This is a genomic window from Paraburkholderia caffeinilytica (genome assembly GCF_046030355.1).
Lineage (GTDB): Bacteria > Pseudomonadota > Gammaproteobacteria > Burkholderiales > Burkholderiaceae > Paraburkholderia > Paraburkholderia caffeinilytica_B.
The window spans coordinates 12,405-26,469 of record NZ_JAQQCQ010000023.1 but is presented as its reverse complement, the minus strand read 5'-3'; the positions used below and the strand labels follow the sequence as shown (position 1 = coordinate 26,469).

General features: G+C 63.1%; 13 protein-coding genes, 2 tRNA genes and 1 pseudogene. 11 read left to right on the top strand and 5 right to left on the bottom strand.

What is annotated here, in order from left to right:
- The first annotated feature begins 208 nt into the window (after positions 1-208).
- The 5 genes from moaA (at position 209) to PQQ95_RS28290 (ending at position 4,214) form a co-directional block, all read left to right on the top strand.
- Entirely contained in the window at positions 209-1,318 is a 1,110-nt protein-coding gene (gene moaA / locus PQQ95_RS28310; RefSeq protein WP_408443495.1) for a GTP 3',8-cyclase MoaA, read from the top strand.
- A gap of 12 nt (positions 1,319-1,330) precedes the next feature.
- Positions 1,331-1,945: a molybdenum cofactor guanylyltransferase MobA gene (gene mobA, locus PQQ95_RS28305; protein WP_408443493.1), complete on the top strand. Its 615-nt coding sequence runs from the start codon at positions 1,331-1,333 to the stop codon at positions 1,943-1,945.
- A 76-nt stretch (positions 1,946-2,021) separates the two neighbouring features.
- Positions 2,022-3,323 (top strand): molybdopterin molybdotransferase MoeA, encoded by a 1,302-nt coding sequence (gene moeA / locus PQQ95_RS28300; protein WP_408443490.1) that lies wholly within the window; start codon positions 2,022-2,024, stop codon positions 3,321-3,323.
- Positions 3,324-3,450: 127 nt separating this feature from the next.
- Complete coding sequence (locus tag PQQ95_RS28295) at positions 3,451-3,726, top strand: hypothetical protein (protein ID WP_054036190.1); 276 nt, start codon at positions 3,451-3,453, stop codon at positions 3,724-3,726.
- Positions 3,726-4,214, top strand: coding sequence for a GNAT family N-acetyltransferase (locus tag PQQ95_RS28290; RefSeq protein WP_408443488.1), 489 nt, complete (start codon positions 3,726-3,728; stop codon positions 4,212-4,214). Before PQQ95_RS28295 ends, PQQ95_RS28290 begins: the two co-directional genes overlap by 1 nt.
- A gap of 54 nt (positions 4,215-4,268) precedes the next feature.
- Here PQQ95_RS28290 and PQQ95_RS28285 read toward each other — a convergent pair whose 3' ends face one another.
- The 5 genes from PQQ95_RS28285 to pncB form a co-directional block, all read right to left on the bottom strand.
- Positions 4,269-5,714, bottom strand: a complete 1,446-nt coding sequence (locus PQQ95_RS28285) for a DNA recombination protein RmuC (protein ID WP_408443485.1) — start codon at positions 5,712-5,714, stop codon at positions 4,269-4,271.
- Positions 5,711-6,700, bottom strand: coding sequence for a 2-hydroxyacid dehydrogenase (locus tag PQQ95_RS28280; RefSeq protein ID WP_408443482.1), 990 nt, complete (start codon positions 6,698-6,700; stop codon positions 5,711-5,713). Before PQQ95_RS28280 ends, PQQ95_RS28285 begins: the two co-directional genes overlap by 4 nt.
- A 31-nt stretch (positions 6,701-6,731) precedes the next feature.
- A complete protein-coding gene (locus PQQ95_RS28275; RefSeq protein ID WP_408443480.1) occupies positions 6,732-8,195 on the bottom strand; it encodes a sodium:proton antiporter in 1,464 nt (487 codons plus the stop codon).
- Positions 8,196-8,258: 63 nt separating this feature from the next.
- Positions 8,259-8,921, bottom strand: a complete 663-nt coding sequence (locus tag PQQ95_RS28270; protein ID WP_408443477.1) for a LutC/YkgG family protein — start codon at positions 8,919-8,921, stop codon at positions 8,259-8,261.
- A gap of 207 nt (positions 8,922-9,128) precedes the next feature.
- Positions 9,129-10,325, bottom strand: coding sequence for a nicotinate phosphoribosyltransferase (pncB, locus tag PQQ95_RS28265; RefSeq protein ID WP_408443475.1), 1,197 nt, complete (start codon positions 10,323-10,325; stop codon positions 9,129-9,131).
- Between the two features lie 281 nt (positions 10,326-10,606).
- On the opposite strand from pncB, the gene fdxA reads away from it, so the two are divergent.
- From fdxA to PQQ95_RS28235, 6 genes and pseudogenes are all read left to right on the top strand, one after another.
- Positions 10,607-10,930, top strand: coding sequence for a ferredoxin FdxA (gene fdxA / locus PQQ95_RS28260; RefSeq protein ID WP_408443473.1), 324 nt, complete (start codon positions 10,607-10,609; stop codon positions 10,928-10,930).
- Between the two features lie 115 nt (positions 10,931-11,045).
- A tRNA-Asn gene (locus tag PQQ95_RS28255) sits at positions 11,046-11,121 on the top strand.
- A gap of 62 nt (positions 11,122-11,183) precedes the next feature.
- A tRNA-Asn gene (locus tag PQQ95_RS28250) sits at positions 11,184-11,259 on the top strand.
- A 237-nt stretch (positions 11,260-11,496) separates the two neighbouring features.
- Positions 11,497-11,973, top strand: coding sequence for a CreA family protein (locus PQQ95_RS28245; protein WP_408443471.1), 477 nt, complete (start codon positions 11,497-11,499; stop codon positions 11,971-11,973).
- Positions 11,974-12,107: 134 nt separating this feature from the next.
- On the top strand, positions 12,108-12,935 hold the full coding sequence (locus PQQ95_RS28240; protein ID WP_408443468.1) for a helix-turn-helix transcriptional regulator: 828 nt from the start codon (positions 12,108-12,110) through the stop codon (positions 12,933-12,935).
- 355 nt (positions 12,936-13,290) lie between these two features.
- Positions 13,291-14,046 (top strand): annotated as a pseudogene (locus PQQ95_RS28235) (AzlC family ABC transporter permease); the annotation flags it as partial.
- Between the last annotated feature and the right edge of the window lie 19 nt (positions 14,047-14,065).

Here is a 14,065-nt window from a genome sequence, read left to right as displayed (position 1 = left end):
CGCCGCGCCCCCGCCCGATCGCGGGCTTTATGGCACTCCCCGTATACCCGGACGGCGTCTGGAGGCCGACAGTCACCGGATGCATTTCCGCTAGAATGAAGATCTGGGTTCCAATCGCAGCGCCAATCGCGAGACCGACTGCTGTGCCGACCGCAGCGCTTAAGCCTCACCTAAGCAGCCCGAAACGAAGCATCAAACGAAGCAATTCATGTCCCGACGCGTCATCCCTGTTGCCGATCTCAGCGCGGTGCCGGTCATCTCCGGCCCCGTGCAGACGCCTAGCGGCGCGTTGCACGACACGCTGGGACGCCCGCTGCGCGATTTGCGCATCTCGGTGACGGATCGCTGCAATTTCCGCTGCGTCTACTGCATGCCACGCGCGGTGTTCGACAAGGATTACGCATTCTTGCCGCATAGCGCACTGCTCAGCTTCGAAGAAATCGAACGGCTGGCACGGCTCTTCGTCGCACACGGCGTCGAAAAAATCCGTCTCACGGGTGGCGAGCCGCTGCTGCGCAAAAATCTGGAATTCCTGATCGACCGCCTCGCACGGCTCACCACGCCGGAAGGCCGTCCACTCGATCTGACGTTGACCACCAACGGCTCGCTGCTGGCGCGCAAGGCGCGCAGCCTGAAAGACGCCGGCCTGACCCGCGTGACGGTGAGTCTCGACGCGCTCGACGACACCCTGTTTCGCCGTATGAACGACGCCGACTTCGCGGTTGCCGACGTGCTGGACGGGATCGCCGCGGCGCAAGCGGCAGGGCTCGCGCCCGTGAAAGTCAATATGGTCGTCAAGCGCGGCACCAACGACGGCGAAATCCTGCCGATGGCGCGTCATTTCAAAGACTCGAGTGCGGTGCTGCGCTTCATCGAGTATATGGACGTGGGCACGTCGAACGGATGGAACATGACCGAAGTGCTGCCTTCCACCGACGTCGTGACACGCATCGCCGAACATTTCCCGCTCATGCCACTCGAAGCGCACAGCGCAGCCGAAACCGCCCAGCGCTGGGGTTACGTAGATGGCAGCGGCGAAATCGGCGTAATTTCGAGCGTGACACGCGCGTTTTGCGGCAGTTGTACGCGCGCGCGTCTATCGACCGAGGGCAAGCTGTACCTGTGCCTGTTCGCGTCGTCCGGCCACGATCTGCGCGCGTTGCTGCGCAGCGGCGCGAACGACGCCGCGCTCGCCACCGCTGTTGCCGAAATCTGGCAAGGCCGCAGCGACCGCTATTCGCAATTGCGCGGCAGCAATGCCGCCGCACCTCGCGCGCAGGACGCCCGCCGCGTGGAAATGTCGTATATCGGCGGCTAAGCAGCCGAACCCATGATCCCCACACGCGAACACATCACCGGTCTGGTCCTCGCGGGCGGGCGCGGCATGCGTATGGGCGGTGTCGACAAGGGTCTGCAAACGCTGCACGGCGAACCGCTCGCCGCTCATGTGCTGAAGCGGCTCGCACCGCAAACCGGCGCCCTGTTGATCAGCGCCAATCGTCACCCCGAGGTCTACACGGCACTGGGCGCGCCGTTCGGCGCCAAGGTGCTCGCCGATACCCTGCCCGGCTATCCCGGACCGCTGGCGGGCCTGCTCGCCGGGCTGCGCGCGGCCGGCACCGCGTACGTGCTGAGCGCGCCTTGCGACACCCCCGGACTGCCCGCCGACCTCGCCGACCGCCTCACGCAGGCACTCGACTCGAATCAGGCCGACATCGCCACCGTCACGACTACCGACGCGGCAGGCCACGTCTCGCTCCATCCCGTGTTCGCGTTGCTGCGCACCCGTCTCGCAGACGACCTGGCCGCCTTTCTCGACGCCGGCGAGCGCAAGGTCCGCGCGTGGTACGCGCGCCACAAGACGGTCGAAGTCGCCTTTACCGACGAGCGCGCGTTTTACAATATCAATTCGTTACAAGAACTCGCCGACCTCGAGCGCTGTTGAGGCCCCGGTTGAAATCCCGCTCCGGCCGTACGGTGCAACAGCCGTTTCCGCCGCCGATCGCGACGCCCAGCCCTTCATGACCACGCTTAACGAATTTTCCCGCTGCGTCGCGCAGTACGATCCACACGCGCTACCTGTTTCGGCCGCCCAGGCGATTGTCCGTCAATGGGCAACGCCCGTCACGGCGGTCGAACGCGTGCCCCTGCGGGATGCGCTGGGCCGCGTGCTGGCGGCCGACCTCGTCTCACCAATCGACGTCCCCTCGCACGACAACTCCGCCATGGACGGCTACGCGTTCAACGGCGCGGCATTGGCAACGAATGAGGCTGCGGTCAATTTGACGATCGTCGGCAAAGCGCTGGCGGGGCATCCGTTCCCGGGTCACGTGGGCACGACGCAATGCGTGCGCGTCATGACGGGCGCCTGTATGCCGGCTGGCTGCGACACCGTCGTGCCGCAGGAGCTTGTTGAGCGCAGCGCCGATTCCACCTCGATCCGCTTTGCGGCTAACGCGTTGCGAGGCGGCGCCAACCGCCGCCTCGCCGGCGAAGACCTCGCCCGCGGCCATGCCGCGCTACGCGCCGGCCGCATCATGCGTGCGTCGGACCTCGGTTTGCTGGCTTCGCTCGGCATTGGCGAAGTCAATGTGCGGCGGCGCTTGCGCGTCGCGTTTTTCTCCACCGGCGACGAATTGCGCTCGCTCGGCGAGCCGCTCGACCCGGGTTCGGTGTACGACAGCAATCGCTACACGCTGTTTGCGATGCTCCGGCGCCTGAACATGGATACGCTCGATCTCGGTGTGGTGCGCGACGAACCCGCAGCGCTCGAAGCTGCATTGCGCAGCGCCGCAGCCTGCGCCGACGTGGTGTTGACCTCGGGCGGCGTCTCGGTCGGCGAGGCGGATTTCACCAAGCAATTGCTGCAGACGTTCGGCGACGTCGCCTTCTGGAGCCTCGCCATGCGTCCGGGCCGGCCGCTCGCTTTTGGCCGCGTCTGGTCCGGCGATCACCCGGGTCTCGGGCTGCCCGCGCTATTCTTCGGCTTGCCAGGCAATCCCGTGGCCGTGATGGTGACGTTCTACCAGATCGTGCGCGAAGCGCTGCTGCTGATGTCCGGCGCGACGCCGCAGGCACTGCCGGTCTTGCGCGCCGCCAGCCGTCAGATCATCCGCAAACGCGCCGGCCGCACCGAGTACCAGCGCGGCGTCGCCGGGCAGGATACGCACGGCCAATGGCATGTCACGCCAACCGGCTCGCAAAGCTCCGGCGTGCTAAGTTCGATGAGCGAAGCAAATTGTTTCATCGTTCTCGGGCACGATGAAGCCGATATTGCCGAGGGCGAGCACGTCGATATCATGTTGTTCGACGGTCTCATCTGACGCCTGACTGAATGAACGCTTTCGTGGCAGTTTCTTGCGCGCCCGCTGGCAGCCACATTTGCAGCTTCATTTGTCGCCTTATTTTCCGCTTTACCCATTACCACTACGACACACGGGTTTGACTTACATGAAAAAACAGATCTCGTTCATTGCACCGGGACAGACGGCCAAAGCGCTTATCCTCGTGTATCTGACGTTCTCGGTGCCGATCGTGCTGCTCGGCGTGCTGGTGGCGTTCATCCGCTATGGCTCGGTCGAACTGAGCACCGTATTCAGCGCGCTGCTGCTGAACGCGATTCTCGGCTTCATCCTGCTCTGGATTGCGTGCCACGCCTACAACTGGGTGGCGTCGCGCTTTGGCGGCATCGAAATCCAGCTGACCGACGCGCCGGAAGAGGCGTAATGGCCACGACGATCCGCGCCGCGACGCCTGCGGATACCGGCGCAATCTTTGCGCTGACGTACGAGCTGGCCGAATTCGAAAGCCTCACGCACGTATTCGTCGCGACCGAGGACGGATTGCGCGACGCCCTGTTCGGCGCGCGGCCCTCGATCGAAGCGCTGGTGGCGGAAAACGAAGAACGCATCGTCGGCTATGCGCTGTTCTTCCACAATTACTCGAGCTTCGCCGGCAAGCGCGGGCTGTATCTCGAAGATGTCTACGTGCAACCGAGTCAACGCGGCAGCGGTCTGGGCGCCGCAATGCTTGCCCGGCTGGCGGCACTGGCAGTCGAGCGGCAGTGCGGACGCTTTGAGTGGACCGTGCTCGACTGGAACAAGCAGGCCATCCGTTTCTATGAAAAGCTGGGCGCGCAGGTCATGCCGGATTGGCGTGTCGTGCGCCTGACGGGCGATGCGCTGGAACAGTTGGCCGCAACGGCTGGCTCCTGAGCCAAAGCCGCAGCGGCTTTTACTGGGATTCAGCCCAAACGCTCCGCGCCAGTTCTACTGCTCGTCGGGATCCACGCCCGTTAGCGCGTCGCCAAGCAACCCACTCGCCTCTTCACCCGGCAACGCCTCGACGTCACGCAACTTGCGGTTCATGACGCGGGTACGCGTTTCCGCGGCTTCGATCGAACGCGTGACGGTTTCAAGCTGTGCCTTGGTCTTTGCCAGCACGTCGCCGAATTTGCCGAACTCCGTTTTCACCGCGCCGAGCACTTGCCACACCTCGCTCGACCGCTTCTCGATCGCAAGCGTGCGGAATCCCATTTGCAGGCTATTGAGCAAAGCAGTCAGCGTGGTCGGGCCGGCAATCGTCACGCGGTAGTCGCGTTGCAGCAGGTCCGTCAGGCCCGGCCGACGCAGGACTTCCGCGTACAGGCCTTCGGTCGGCAGGAATAACAGCGCGAAATCCGTGGTGTGCGGCGGCGACACATATTTCTCAGCAATCGTGCGCGCCTCGGCGCGAATCCGCGCTTCGAGCGCGCGGGAGGCCTCCTCCACCGCAATGGGATCGGCCCGTTCCTGAGCCTCGATGAGGCGCTCGTAGTCTTCGCGCGGAAACTTGGCGTCGATCGGCAACCAGACCGGCGTGACGGGCGCCCCAGGCTCCGCACGGCCCGGCAGTTTGATCGCGAATTCAACGCGATCGGCGCTTCGCGGCACCGTCGCGACGTTCTTTGCGTATTGATCCGCTGTGAGCAGTTGTTCGAGCAATGCTTCGAGCTGCACTTCGCCCCACGTGCCGCGCGTTTTGACGTTGGTCAGCACCTTCTTCAGATCGCCAACGCCCGCAGCCAGCGTCTGCATTTCGCCAAGACCGCGATGAACCTGCTCCAGCCGGTCGGACACCAGCTTGAACGATTCGCCCAGACGTTGTTCCAGCGTGGCGTGCAGTTTTTCGTCGACGGTGCGACGCATCTCGTCGAGCTTGGTCGAGTTGTTCGCCTCGATGTCTTTGAGCCGCTGCTCGATCGTCGCACGCACTTCGGCAAAGCGGCGATCGTTCGCCTCGGTGAGTTGGCCTAGCTGCAGGGTCAGCGTTTCGCCGAACTGCTTGAGCGTGCGCCCTTGTTCATCGCGCGCCTGCTGCGCCTGTTGTTGCAGGCTATGACGCACCGCGTCGAGCTGCTGCGCGAAACCGTCGATCTTGCCGCCCTGCACCGTCGTCATACTGCTGAATTGCGACGCCAGCGTTTGCTGAAAGTGCGCGAACCCACCGCTCTGCTCGGTACGCGAGACGCGCGCCGTTTCGGTGATGTCATTGCGCAGTTGCCGCTCGAGCCGCTCATAAGCATGCGACTGCGCATCTGCCGCAACGTCGATCCGCTCGCTGAGCATTTCGAACTGCTCGCTTCCGTCAGCGCGGCTGCCGCGCATCAGCAACGCCAGCGCGATGACCAAGGCGACCGCCAGCACGGCGACGGCCGCCACCAGAATCATTGTCATGAACGCGCCTTGCCGATGACCTCGGGGTTGATCGGATTCGGCGGTCGACCGGCGCGCGGGCCTTCACCTAACGCCGCGATCAGATTGTCCGCGGCGAGGTTCGCCATGGCGCGGCGCGTTGCTTCGGTCGCGCTGGCGATATGCGGCGTCAATACGACATTCGGCACAGTCAACAGAGCCGGATTCAGATTCGGCTCGCCTTCGTAGACATCCAGACCGGCGGCAGCGATCTGGTTCGTGCGCAGCGCCTCGACCAGCGCCGCATCGTCGACAATGCCGCCGCGTGCGATGTTGGTGAGCGTTGCGGTCGGCTTCATCAGCGCGAATTCGGCCGCGCCGATCGTGTGATGGTTTTCCTTCGTGTACGGCAAGACGAGCACCACGTGATCGGCGCGTTGCAGCAGGTCCTGCTTGGACGCGTATTCCGCGTTCAACTCCGCCTCGATCTCCGGCGCGACGCGCGAACGGTTGTGATAAATCACCTGCATGTTGAAGCCCTTCGCGCGACGCGCCAGCGCCTGCCCGATCCGGCCCATGCCGATCACGCCGAGCGTCGAGCCGTAAATGTCGGTGCCGAGAAAGCCGTCATAGGTCCATTTCTGCCATTTGCCCGCGCGCAGCCAGTGCTCTGATTCGGCGATGCGGCGCGCCGCCGCCATCATCAACGCCCAGCCGAAATCGGCGGTCGATTCGTTCAACACGTCCGGCGTATTCGTGCCAAGAACGTTCGCCGCGTTGAACGCAGCCATATCGAAGTTGTTGTAGCCCACTGCCATGTTCGACACCACGCGCAGACGCGGCGCCGCTGCGAGCGCCGCCGCACCGACCGGATCGCCCGCAGTCAGGGCGCCGTCTTTATCCGCGAGCCGGCGCGTCAACTCGTCAGCGGGCAATACCTCGCCCTGGTGCCAGTCGACGTCGAAATACTGCTTGAGCCGTTCGATCACGTCGGGAAAGATCGGACGGGCGACGAGGATCTTCTGCATTGCCATTCTCCAGATAGCGCGTCGAGTTCAACTACCTCGGCGTCAAGATAAGCGTGAAATCAGGCGTCAAAAAAAACAGCCAGCCAGTGACGAGAAAGAGCGGTATCAACACCGCAACCGACCAGCCGAGATACGCGAAAAAGCTCGGCATGCGAACGCCGCGCGACTCCGCGATCGCTTTCACCATGAAGTTCGGCGCATTGCCGATATACGTGTTGGCGCCCATGAACACCGCGCCAGCCGAAATCGCGGCGAGCGTGGTGGCGCCGGTGGTCATCAGCGTCTGCGCGTTACCGCCGGCCAGGTTGAAGAACACCAGGTAGGTCGGCGCGTTGTCGAGAAACGACGATAGCAGGCCGGTCGCCCAGAAGTACATCAGGTCGTGCGGCTGACCGGACGGATTGACCAGATGGACGATGCCGGCGAACGCACCCGCTTCGCCGGCACGCAGGATCGTGATGACCGGCGCGATCGTCACGAAGATGCCGGCAAACAGTTTGGCGACCTCTTCGATCGGCGCCCAGTTGAAGTCATTGCCCGCGCGTGCCTCACGCGGCGTCAACGCCAGCGAAAGCAGGGTGACGCCGATCAGCGCGGCGTCGCGCACGGCATTTTGCAGAGCGACGTGCGTGCCGAAAACGTCGAACACCACGTCCGACTTCCAGAGTCCGCTCATCAGAACCAGCGCGATTACGGCAACGAGAAGCACGAAATTGATTTTGCCGTCGACACCCAGCGGCGGCGAATCCGGCGTCGGGTCGAGAAAACGCGAACGCTCTTCTTCACGCCGATGAAAATAGTACGAGTCCAATGCATAAAACCCAGCCAGCAGCACGCCGCAGACGAACAGCATCGGCAACGCCAGATGCGTGGTGGTCCAGAAGAAACTCACGCCCTGCAGGAAGCCGAGAAAGAGTGGCGGGTCGCCGAGCGGCGACAACGAGCCGCCCGCGTTCGCGACCAGAAAGATAAAGAACACCACCACATGAACGACGTGCTTGCGATTGTCGTTAGCGCGCAGCAATGGGCGGATCAGCAGCATCGCCGCGCCGGTCGTGCCCATGATGCTGGCCAATACGGTGCCGAGCGCGAGAATTGCGGTATTCAGGCGCGGCGTGCCATGCAGATTGCCGCGTACGCAGATGCCGCCCGCGACCGTATAAAGCGCAGTCAACAGCACAATGAACGGAATGTATTCTTCGAGCACCGCGTGCACCAGCGTTCCGAATGCGACGCCCGTGCCGAAGGTCAGCGCAAACGGCGCCAGGAAGAGCAGCGCCCACGCTGCCGCGATCTTGCCGAAATGGTGATGCCAGAATGCCGGCGCGACCAACGGAAACACCGCGATCGACAACAGCACGCCCGCAAAGGGCAAGCCCCACAACGCCGACAAAGTCGCGCCGTCGAGCGTAGCCGCGGAGGCCAGTTGAGGCCACCCGCCCAGCGTCAGAGCAGCAGCGAGCATCATGCTCGCCCACACGGCATGTCGTTTCATATTCTTGAAGTCCTTGTTGGCGCGAGTGACGGTGCGCGGCGGAGGCCCAGCCGGCCGCCACGCTCAGGCGCCACGTACGACGATCACATGCACCCGGTACGGCCCATGTGCACCGAGCACGATAGTCTGTTCGATATCGCCGGTGCGCGACGGCCCGGAGACGAAATTGACCGCACGCGGAAGTTCGCCGCGTTCGCTACGGATCAGCCCGAACGCCTCTTCATGTCCTGAGACGATGCGCGAAGCCGGCACGATTGCAATATGCGTTTCCGGCAACAGACCTGCCGATGCATAGGTTTCCGGCCCGGACAACAAAACGAGCGTGCCCGTCTCCGCGGTTGCACAGAAGCAGCCGGTGAGACCGACCCCATCGCCGTCTTCAGGTTTGCGGAATTCGACGTGGAGGCCGGCTTCGGCCCATTGCAGATCTCGCAGGGTTTGCCATGCGATCGCCTGCAGCGGCAAAGCGTGTTCGGTGAGATAGCGATACGCTGCGGAAGGCACATCGCCGAGCGATTCGACCGTATCGACCGTGGTTGCCATTCTCTGCGCTTCTTCGATAAAGCGCGTGGTCAGATCGGCCGGCATTTCTGGACGCGGGCCCTCGGGATGACGAGCCAGATAATCCGCAGCCGCCTCACGCTCGGAAGCGGACGGCTCAGGTTCGCGCCCTTGCGCTGCACGGATGCGCGCCAGAATGTTGCGGCGAGCAATCGATGTATCCATATGCGAAATCCTCGTGTCGGCAGCCGTGCGATATGGCGGGAATTATACCGGCCGCCCTACGCGGGAACACCCTGGCCGAATGGTCTAAGACAGCCTATCGACGACCCGGCGAGCGCAATCTCTGCGAGATCCCAGCGAGATATCGGCAGACGACATCGACGCAAAACACAGCCGCATGAATCGCACACGCGCCGCGCAGACGCCGCATTACTTCGCGGCGTCTTCCTCGGGTTGCGCAATGCCGAACACCTGACGCAGATACGCGAGATAGGCCTTGTCTTCGCACATGTTCTTGCCCGGCGAATCCGACAGCTTCGCCACCGGCTGACCGTTGCAGCGAACCATCTTGATGACGATCTGCAAGGGGTTGTAGCCCAGGTCGTTTGTCAGATTGGTTCCTACGCCGAATGCCAGCTTGCAGCGGCCGCGGAAACGCTCGTATAGTTGCAGCACCTTCGGGATGTCGAGCGCGTCGGAGAACACGAGAATCTTGGTGCGCGGGTCGCAGCGGTTCGCCTCGTAGTGCTTGAGCAGGCGCTCGCCCCAATCGAACGGGTCGCCGGAATCGTGGCGCGCGCCGTCGAACAGCTTGCAGAAGTACATGTCGAAGTCGCGCAGGAAGGCCTCCATGCCATACACGTCCGACAGTGCAATGCCCAAGTCGCCGCGATACTCCTTGGCCCACATTTCGAAGCCGAAGATCTGCGAATCGCGCAGCCGCGGACCGAGCGCCTGACACGCCTGCAGGTATTCATGCGCCATCGTGCCGAGCGGCGTGAGGCTGTGCTTCATCGCGTAGAAGACGTTGCTGGTGCCGGCGAATTGCTCGCCCAGGCCGTCTTTCAACGTGAGAATCACTTCTTCGTGCCATTGCTTCGAGAAGCGGCGGCGCGTGCCGTAGTCGGCGATCTTGCAGTCTGCGAATTCCGGGCGCGCGCCGAGCAGCTTGATCTTCTCGACGAGACGGCCCCGCCCTTCGCTGTAATCAGGCTTCTGCTGGGTGTTGCGGAAGTAGACCTCGTTGACGATCGCAAGCATCGGGATCTCGAACAGGATCGTGTGCAGCCACGGCCCCTTGATCTCGATGTCGATTTCGCCGTTGCCCTTCGGCGACGGTTCGATCGAAATGTATTTCTCGTTCAGATGGAACAGCGCGAGAAACTCGATGAAATCGCCCTTGATGAAGCGCATGCGCCGCAGGTAGTCGAGTTCTTCGTCGGCGAAGCGCAGATCGCAGAGCTTGCGCACTTCATCGCGAATCTCGCCGATATACGGCACGAGGTCGACGTTCGGCGTACGGCAGCGAAACCGGTACTCGACATTCGCCGCGGGAAAGTGATGCAACACCACTTGCATCATCGTGAACTTGTACAGATCGGTGTCGAGCAGCGAAGTAATAATCATGATGGTGCGAACTGGGACTGCAGGAAAAACGGAAGGCTTGGCTCGACCAACCACGTCAACCCATGCGCGTTCGGCGCGCCCCGTGCGCGCCAACCTGACGCATGTTACCCGAATGCATCCGGATTCAGCGTGCCGGCCGGCGGCGCTCCCCGGACACCATAAACTAATCACGAAAACGTATAAAAGCCGTTGCCTGATGCTACATGCGGCTCTTGACGTTACGATACAATAGCGCTTTTGGCGTTTCGCCTCCCCTGATTCCGCATGCAGGAGCTGCCTGAATGACTCACGTTGTGACCGAAAGCTGCATCAAGTGCCGCTATACCGACTGTGTCGATGTGTGCCCGGTGGACTGCTTTCGCGAAGGTCCCAACTTCCTCGCGATCGACCCCGATGAATGCATCGACTGCGCCGTGTGCGTGGCCGAATGCCCGGTGAACGCCATTTATGCCGAAGAAGACGTGCCGGGCGACCAGCAGCACTTCACCGAACTGAATGCCGAACTGGCGAAGAACTGGCCGAGCATCACCAAGACCAAAGCGCCGCTGCCGGAAGCCGACGAATTCAAGGACGTGAAGGAAAAACTGGCCCTGCTCGTACGCTGAGCGGCAAGGCCTGCGCCCCGCTGCTGCATTCGAATCAAATCGAGATGAAGGCTGGGTATTGACAGGCGCTTAGTCACCTCCTACAATTTCGTTTCTCTGCTGTTTGTTGTTCTGTTCCTCGATAGCTCAGTCGGTAGAGCGCCGGACTGTTAATCCGTAGGTCCCTGGTTCGAGCCCAGGTCGAGGAGCCAAGAATTGCAAAAGCCCGTTAACCAATACGGGCTTTTTTATGTAGATCAAGTTGTACTGCTGTTCCTCGATAGCTCAGTCGGTAGAGCGCCGGACTGTTAATCCGTAGGTCCCTGGTTCGAGCCCAGGTCGAGGAGCCAAAATTTGGAAGGCCCGCATTCGTGCGGGCCTTTTTGTTTTGGCTGATCTTTTGGGTTGACCTGTTTCGGCGCAGGGCCAGGTGAACCAAGTCGGACTTCCTGCGCCTGTTCCGACAAGACAGTGACGCATATCCTGGGGCATTTGCACGGATCATCTGGCGGGCACGCCGTTATACGATGGCGGTTTATCGACGCAAATCCCTGCGTCCAACCCAAGCACTCATTCCCGGCCCCGCCATGAAACCCACCGTGTTGCGCATCGCGCTTGCAGTCACCACCGCCCTGCTGCTGCCCTCGGCCCACAGCGAAGAGGTCGGCAGCGTCAATACCAATTTCCGCATTACCGGCTCCGACCGCGTGGTCGTCGAAGCCTACGATGATCCGCAAGTGCAAGGCGTGACCTGCTACGTTTCACGTGCGCGCACGGGCGGCGTCAAGGGCACGCTGGGCATCGCCGAAGACCCGACCGAGGCGTCGATCGCTTGCCGGCAGGTCGGCGCGATCCACTTCACCGGCCCGGTAAAGCAGCAATCCGACGTGTTCTCGGTCAGCATGTCGCTGATCTTCAAATCACTGCATGTGGTGCGGGTGGTCGACGCAAAGCGCAACGCGCTGGTGTACTTGACGTATAGCGATCGCGTTGTCAGCGGTAGTGCGAAAAACAGCGTGAGCGCCGTGCCCATGCCGGCGGGCACGACGATTCCGGTCAAGTAGTCACCGCCATGCGGCCAGGCTCACGGCACAAGGACATCCACACATGAGCAACCGCATCGGCCACGGCGCGCTACACTGATTGGTCATGCCGGATCGCCGGTACTGCCGGATCGCAGAATCGCCAGACTTTCACCATGACCGCCCATCGCTTCCAGGATTCCGCCCGCTACTGGCGCACGCCGCTTCTGCCCGGCGCGGATCTGCTCACGGCCGAATATCGCGATCACGAGTTCACGCCGCATTGGCACGATGCGTACACGATCCCGGTGATCGTCGCGGGCGCCGAGGGTTATCGGTATCGTGGTTCGGACTATGTGGCGGAAGCGGGCAGCGTGCCGATCATCAATCCCGGCGAGCTGCACACGGGATCGAAGGCGGTCGAGGCAGGCTGGCGCTATCGCGTGATGTATGCGCCGGTGAATTTCATTCATGAGCTTGCCAATGAAGTCGCCGGCCAGCCGCAAGCATTGCCGTGGTTCGCGCCGGGCGTCATCCGCGACCCCGATCTGGCGCAGCGTCTGGCGCGCGCGCACTGCCTGCTGGAGGCCGGCGACGATCCGCTCGCCGCCGAGGCCGCGATGCTCGACGCGCTGTCCACCTTGCTGGTCCGCTACGCGCAAACGCATCCGGAAGCGTCGCCCCTCGCTGCCGACGACGCCCGCGTCGCGACGATGCAGGAGCGCCTGACCGGCGATCTCGCCGAAGCTGTCACGCTGGCCGAAGTCGCGCAGGCCGCGGGCCTGTCGCCCTTTCACGCCGCCCGCCTTTTCACACAGACCACCGGATTGCCGCCGCACGCGTGGCGTAACCAGGTGCGCTTGCAGCGCGCGCTCGCGCCATTGCGGGCGGGTGTTTCCGTGACGGACGTCGCCGCGGCAAGTGGCTTCACGGACCAAAGCCATTTCACCCGCCATTTCCGGCGCATGTTCGGCGTGCCGCCGGGGCGCTGGCAAGGCAGCTGACGCGGCCTCACAGGACGACAGGACGGCGCCGGCGGGATGGTTGCGACGCTATCGAGTTGCCAGGGCGGTCCCATCCGGCCATCTCAAAGGCGACCTACGCGCCCGCATAGGAGGCCCGCACAGCCGGCCGTGGACCGAACGATGCAATCTCTGGACGACCTTCACAAGTTCACTCCGAGCCCCTTCCGCCTCGCGCACTGCATCAACCCAATCAACCAGCAACCACCCTCTGCAGCTCAGTAGCAGCGCCGCAGCACCGACGCATCTACCGCCTACACACCCACACACCCATAGCAAGAACGTACAAGCCCCGCCCAGCCTCGCCCGCTATTCTTCCAGCATCAAGGAGGCAAGATTGACCCATTCCAACCCTGGCCAGCCCTCAAGCGCAGGCCACTTAAAAGAATTCACCGCCGGCGCGCGCGACATCATCCCGATGATGGTCGGCGCGGCGCCCTTCGGCGTGATTTTCGGCACTCTGGTCGCGTCCGGCCCGCTGCATCTGTGGCACGGCCAGTTGATGTCGCTCGTCGTGTTCGCCGGCTCCGCACAATTCATCGCGCTGGGCCTGATCGCCGGCCACGCGAGTTTCGCGGTGATCTGGGCAACCACACTCGTCGTCAACCTGCGTCACGTGCTGTATAGCGCGACGCTCGCGCCGCACGTCGCGCACCTGTCCGCACGCTGGCGCTGGGCGCTCGGCGCGCTGCTCACCGACGAAGTCTTCGCGGTCGCGTGGGAACACTACCGGCATCGGGAGCCCGGCACGGTGGGCCCGCACTACTTCTTTGGCGCCGGTCTGGCCATGTATCTGAACTGGCAGATCTGGACCGTCGCCGGCCTGCTGTTCGGCGCAGCCTTTCCGGGCCTGCAGTCGCTCGGACTCGATTTCGCGATGGTCGCCACGTTCATCGCGATCGTCGTGCCACAGCTCGTCGCGCTGCGCTATATCGCGGCGGCGGCAACCGCGGGCACGCTGGCTTTCTTCTGGCAGGCGTGGCCGTACAAACTCGGCCTGCTCGGCGCCGTCTTCGCGGGCGTGGCAATCGGCGTCTTGCTGTCAGCGCCGCGATTTGGGCGAGGCGTACGGGGAAGTCGCGAATCCTCGCAAGGCGCTTCACGCGAAACCT

Bases quoted from the DNA above. Each gene is read 5' to 3' on its own strand.
- PQQ95_RS28240 (WP_408443468.1), top strand. From the start codon at position 12,108: ATGACCGCCCATCGCTTCCAGGATTCCGCCCGCTACTGGCGCACGCCG.
- moaA (WP_408443495.1), top strand. From the start codon at position 209: ATGTCCCGACGCGTCATCCCTGTTGCCGATCTCAGCGCGGTGCCGGTC.
- moeA (WP_408443490.1), top strand. From the start codon at position 2,022: ATGACCACGCTTAACGAATTTTCCCGCTGCGTCGCGCAGTACGATCCA.
- PQQ95_RS28245 (WP_408443471.1), top strand. From the start codon at position 11,497: ATGAAACCCACCGTGTTGCGCATCGCGCTTGCAGTCACCACCGCCCTG.
- PQQ95_RS28275 (WP_408443480.1), bottom strand. From the start codon at position 8,195: ATGAAACGACATGCCGTGTGGGCGAGCATGATGCTCGCTGCTGCTCTG.
- PQQ95_RS28290 (WP_408443488.1), top strand. From the start codon at position 3,726: ATGGCCACGACGATCCGCGCCGCGACGCCTGCGGATACCGGCGCAATC.
- mobA (WP_408443493.1), top strand. From the start codon at position 1,331: ATGATCCCCACACGCGAACACATCACCGGTCTGGTCCTCGCGGGCGGG.
- PQQ95_RS28270 (WP_408443477.1), bottom strand. From the start codon at position 8,921: ATGGATACATCGATTGCTCGCCGCAACATTCTGGCGCGCATCCGTGCA.
- PQQ95_RS28285 (WP_408443485.1), bottom strand. From the start codon at position 5,714: ATGACAATGATTCTGGTGGCGGCCGTCGCCGTGCTGGCGGTCGCCTTG.
- PQQ95_RS28280 (WP_408443482.1), bottom strand. From the start codon at position 6,700: ATGCAGAAGATCCTCGTCGCCCGTCCGATCTTTCCCGACGTGATCGAA.
- pncB (WP_408443475.1), bottom strand. From the start codon at position 10,325: ATGATTATTACTTCGCTGCTCGACACCGATCTGTACAAGTTCACGATG.
- PQQ95_RS28295 (WP_054036190.1), top strand. From the start codon at position 3,451: ATGAAAAAACAGATCTCGTTCATTGCACCGGGACAGACGGCCAAAGCG.
- fdxA (WP_408443473.1), top strand. From the start codon at position 10,607: ATGACTCACGTTGTGACCGAAAGCTGCATCAAGTGCCGCTATACCGAC.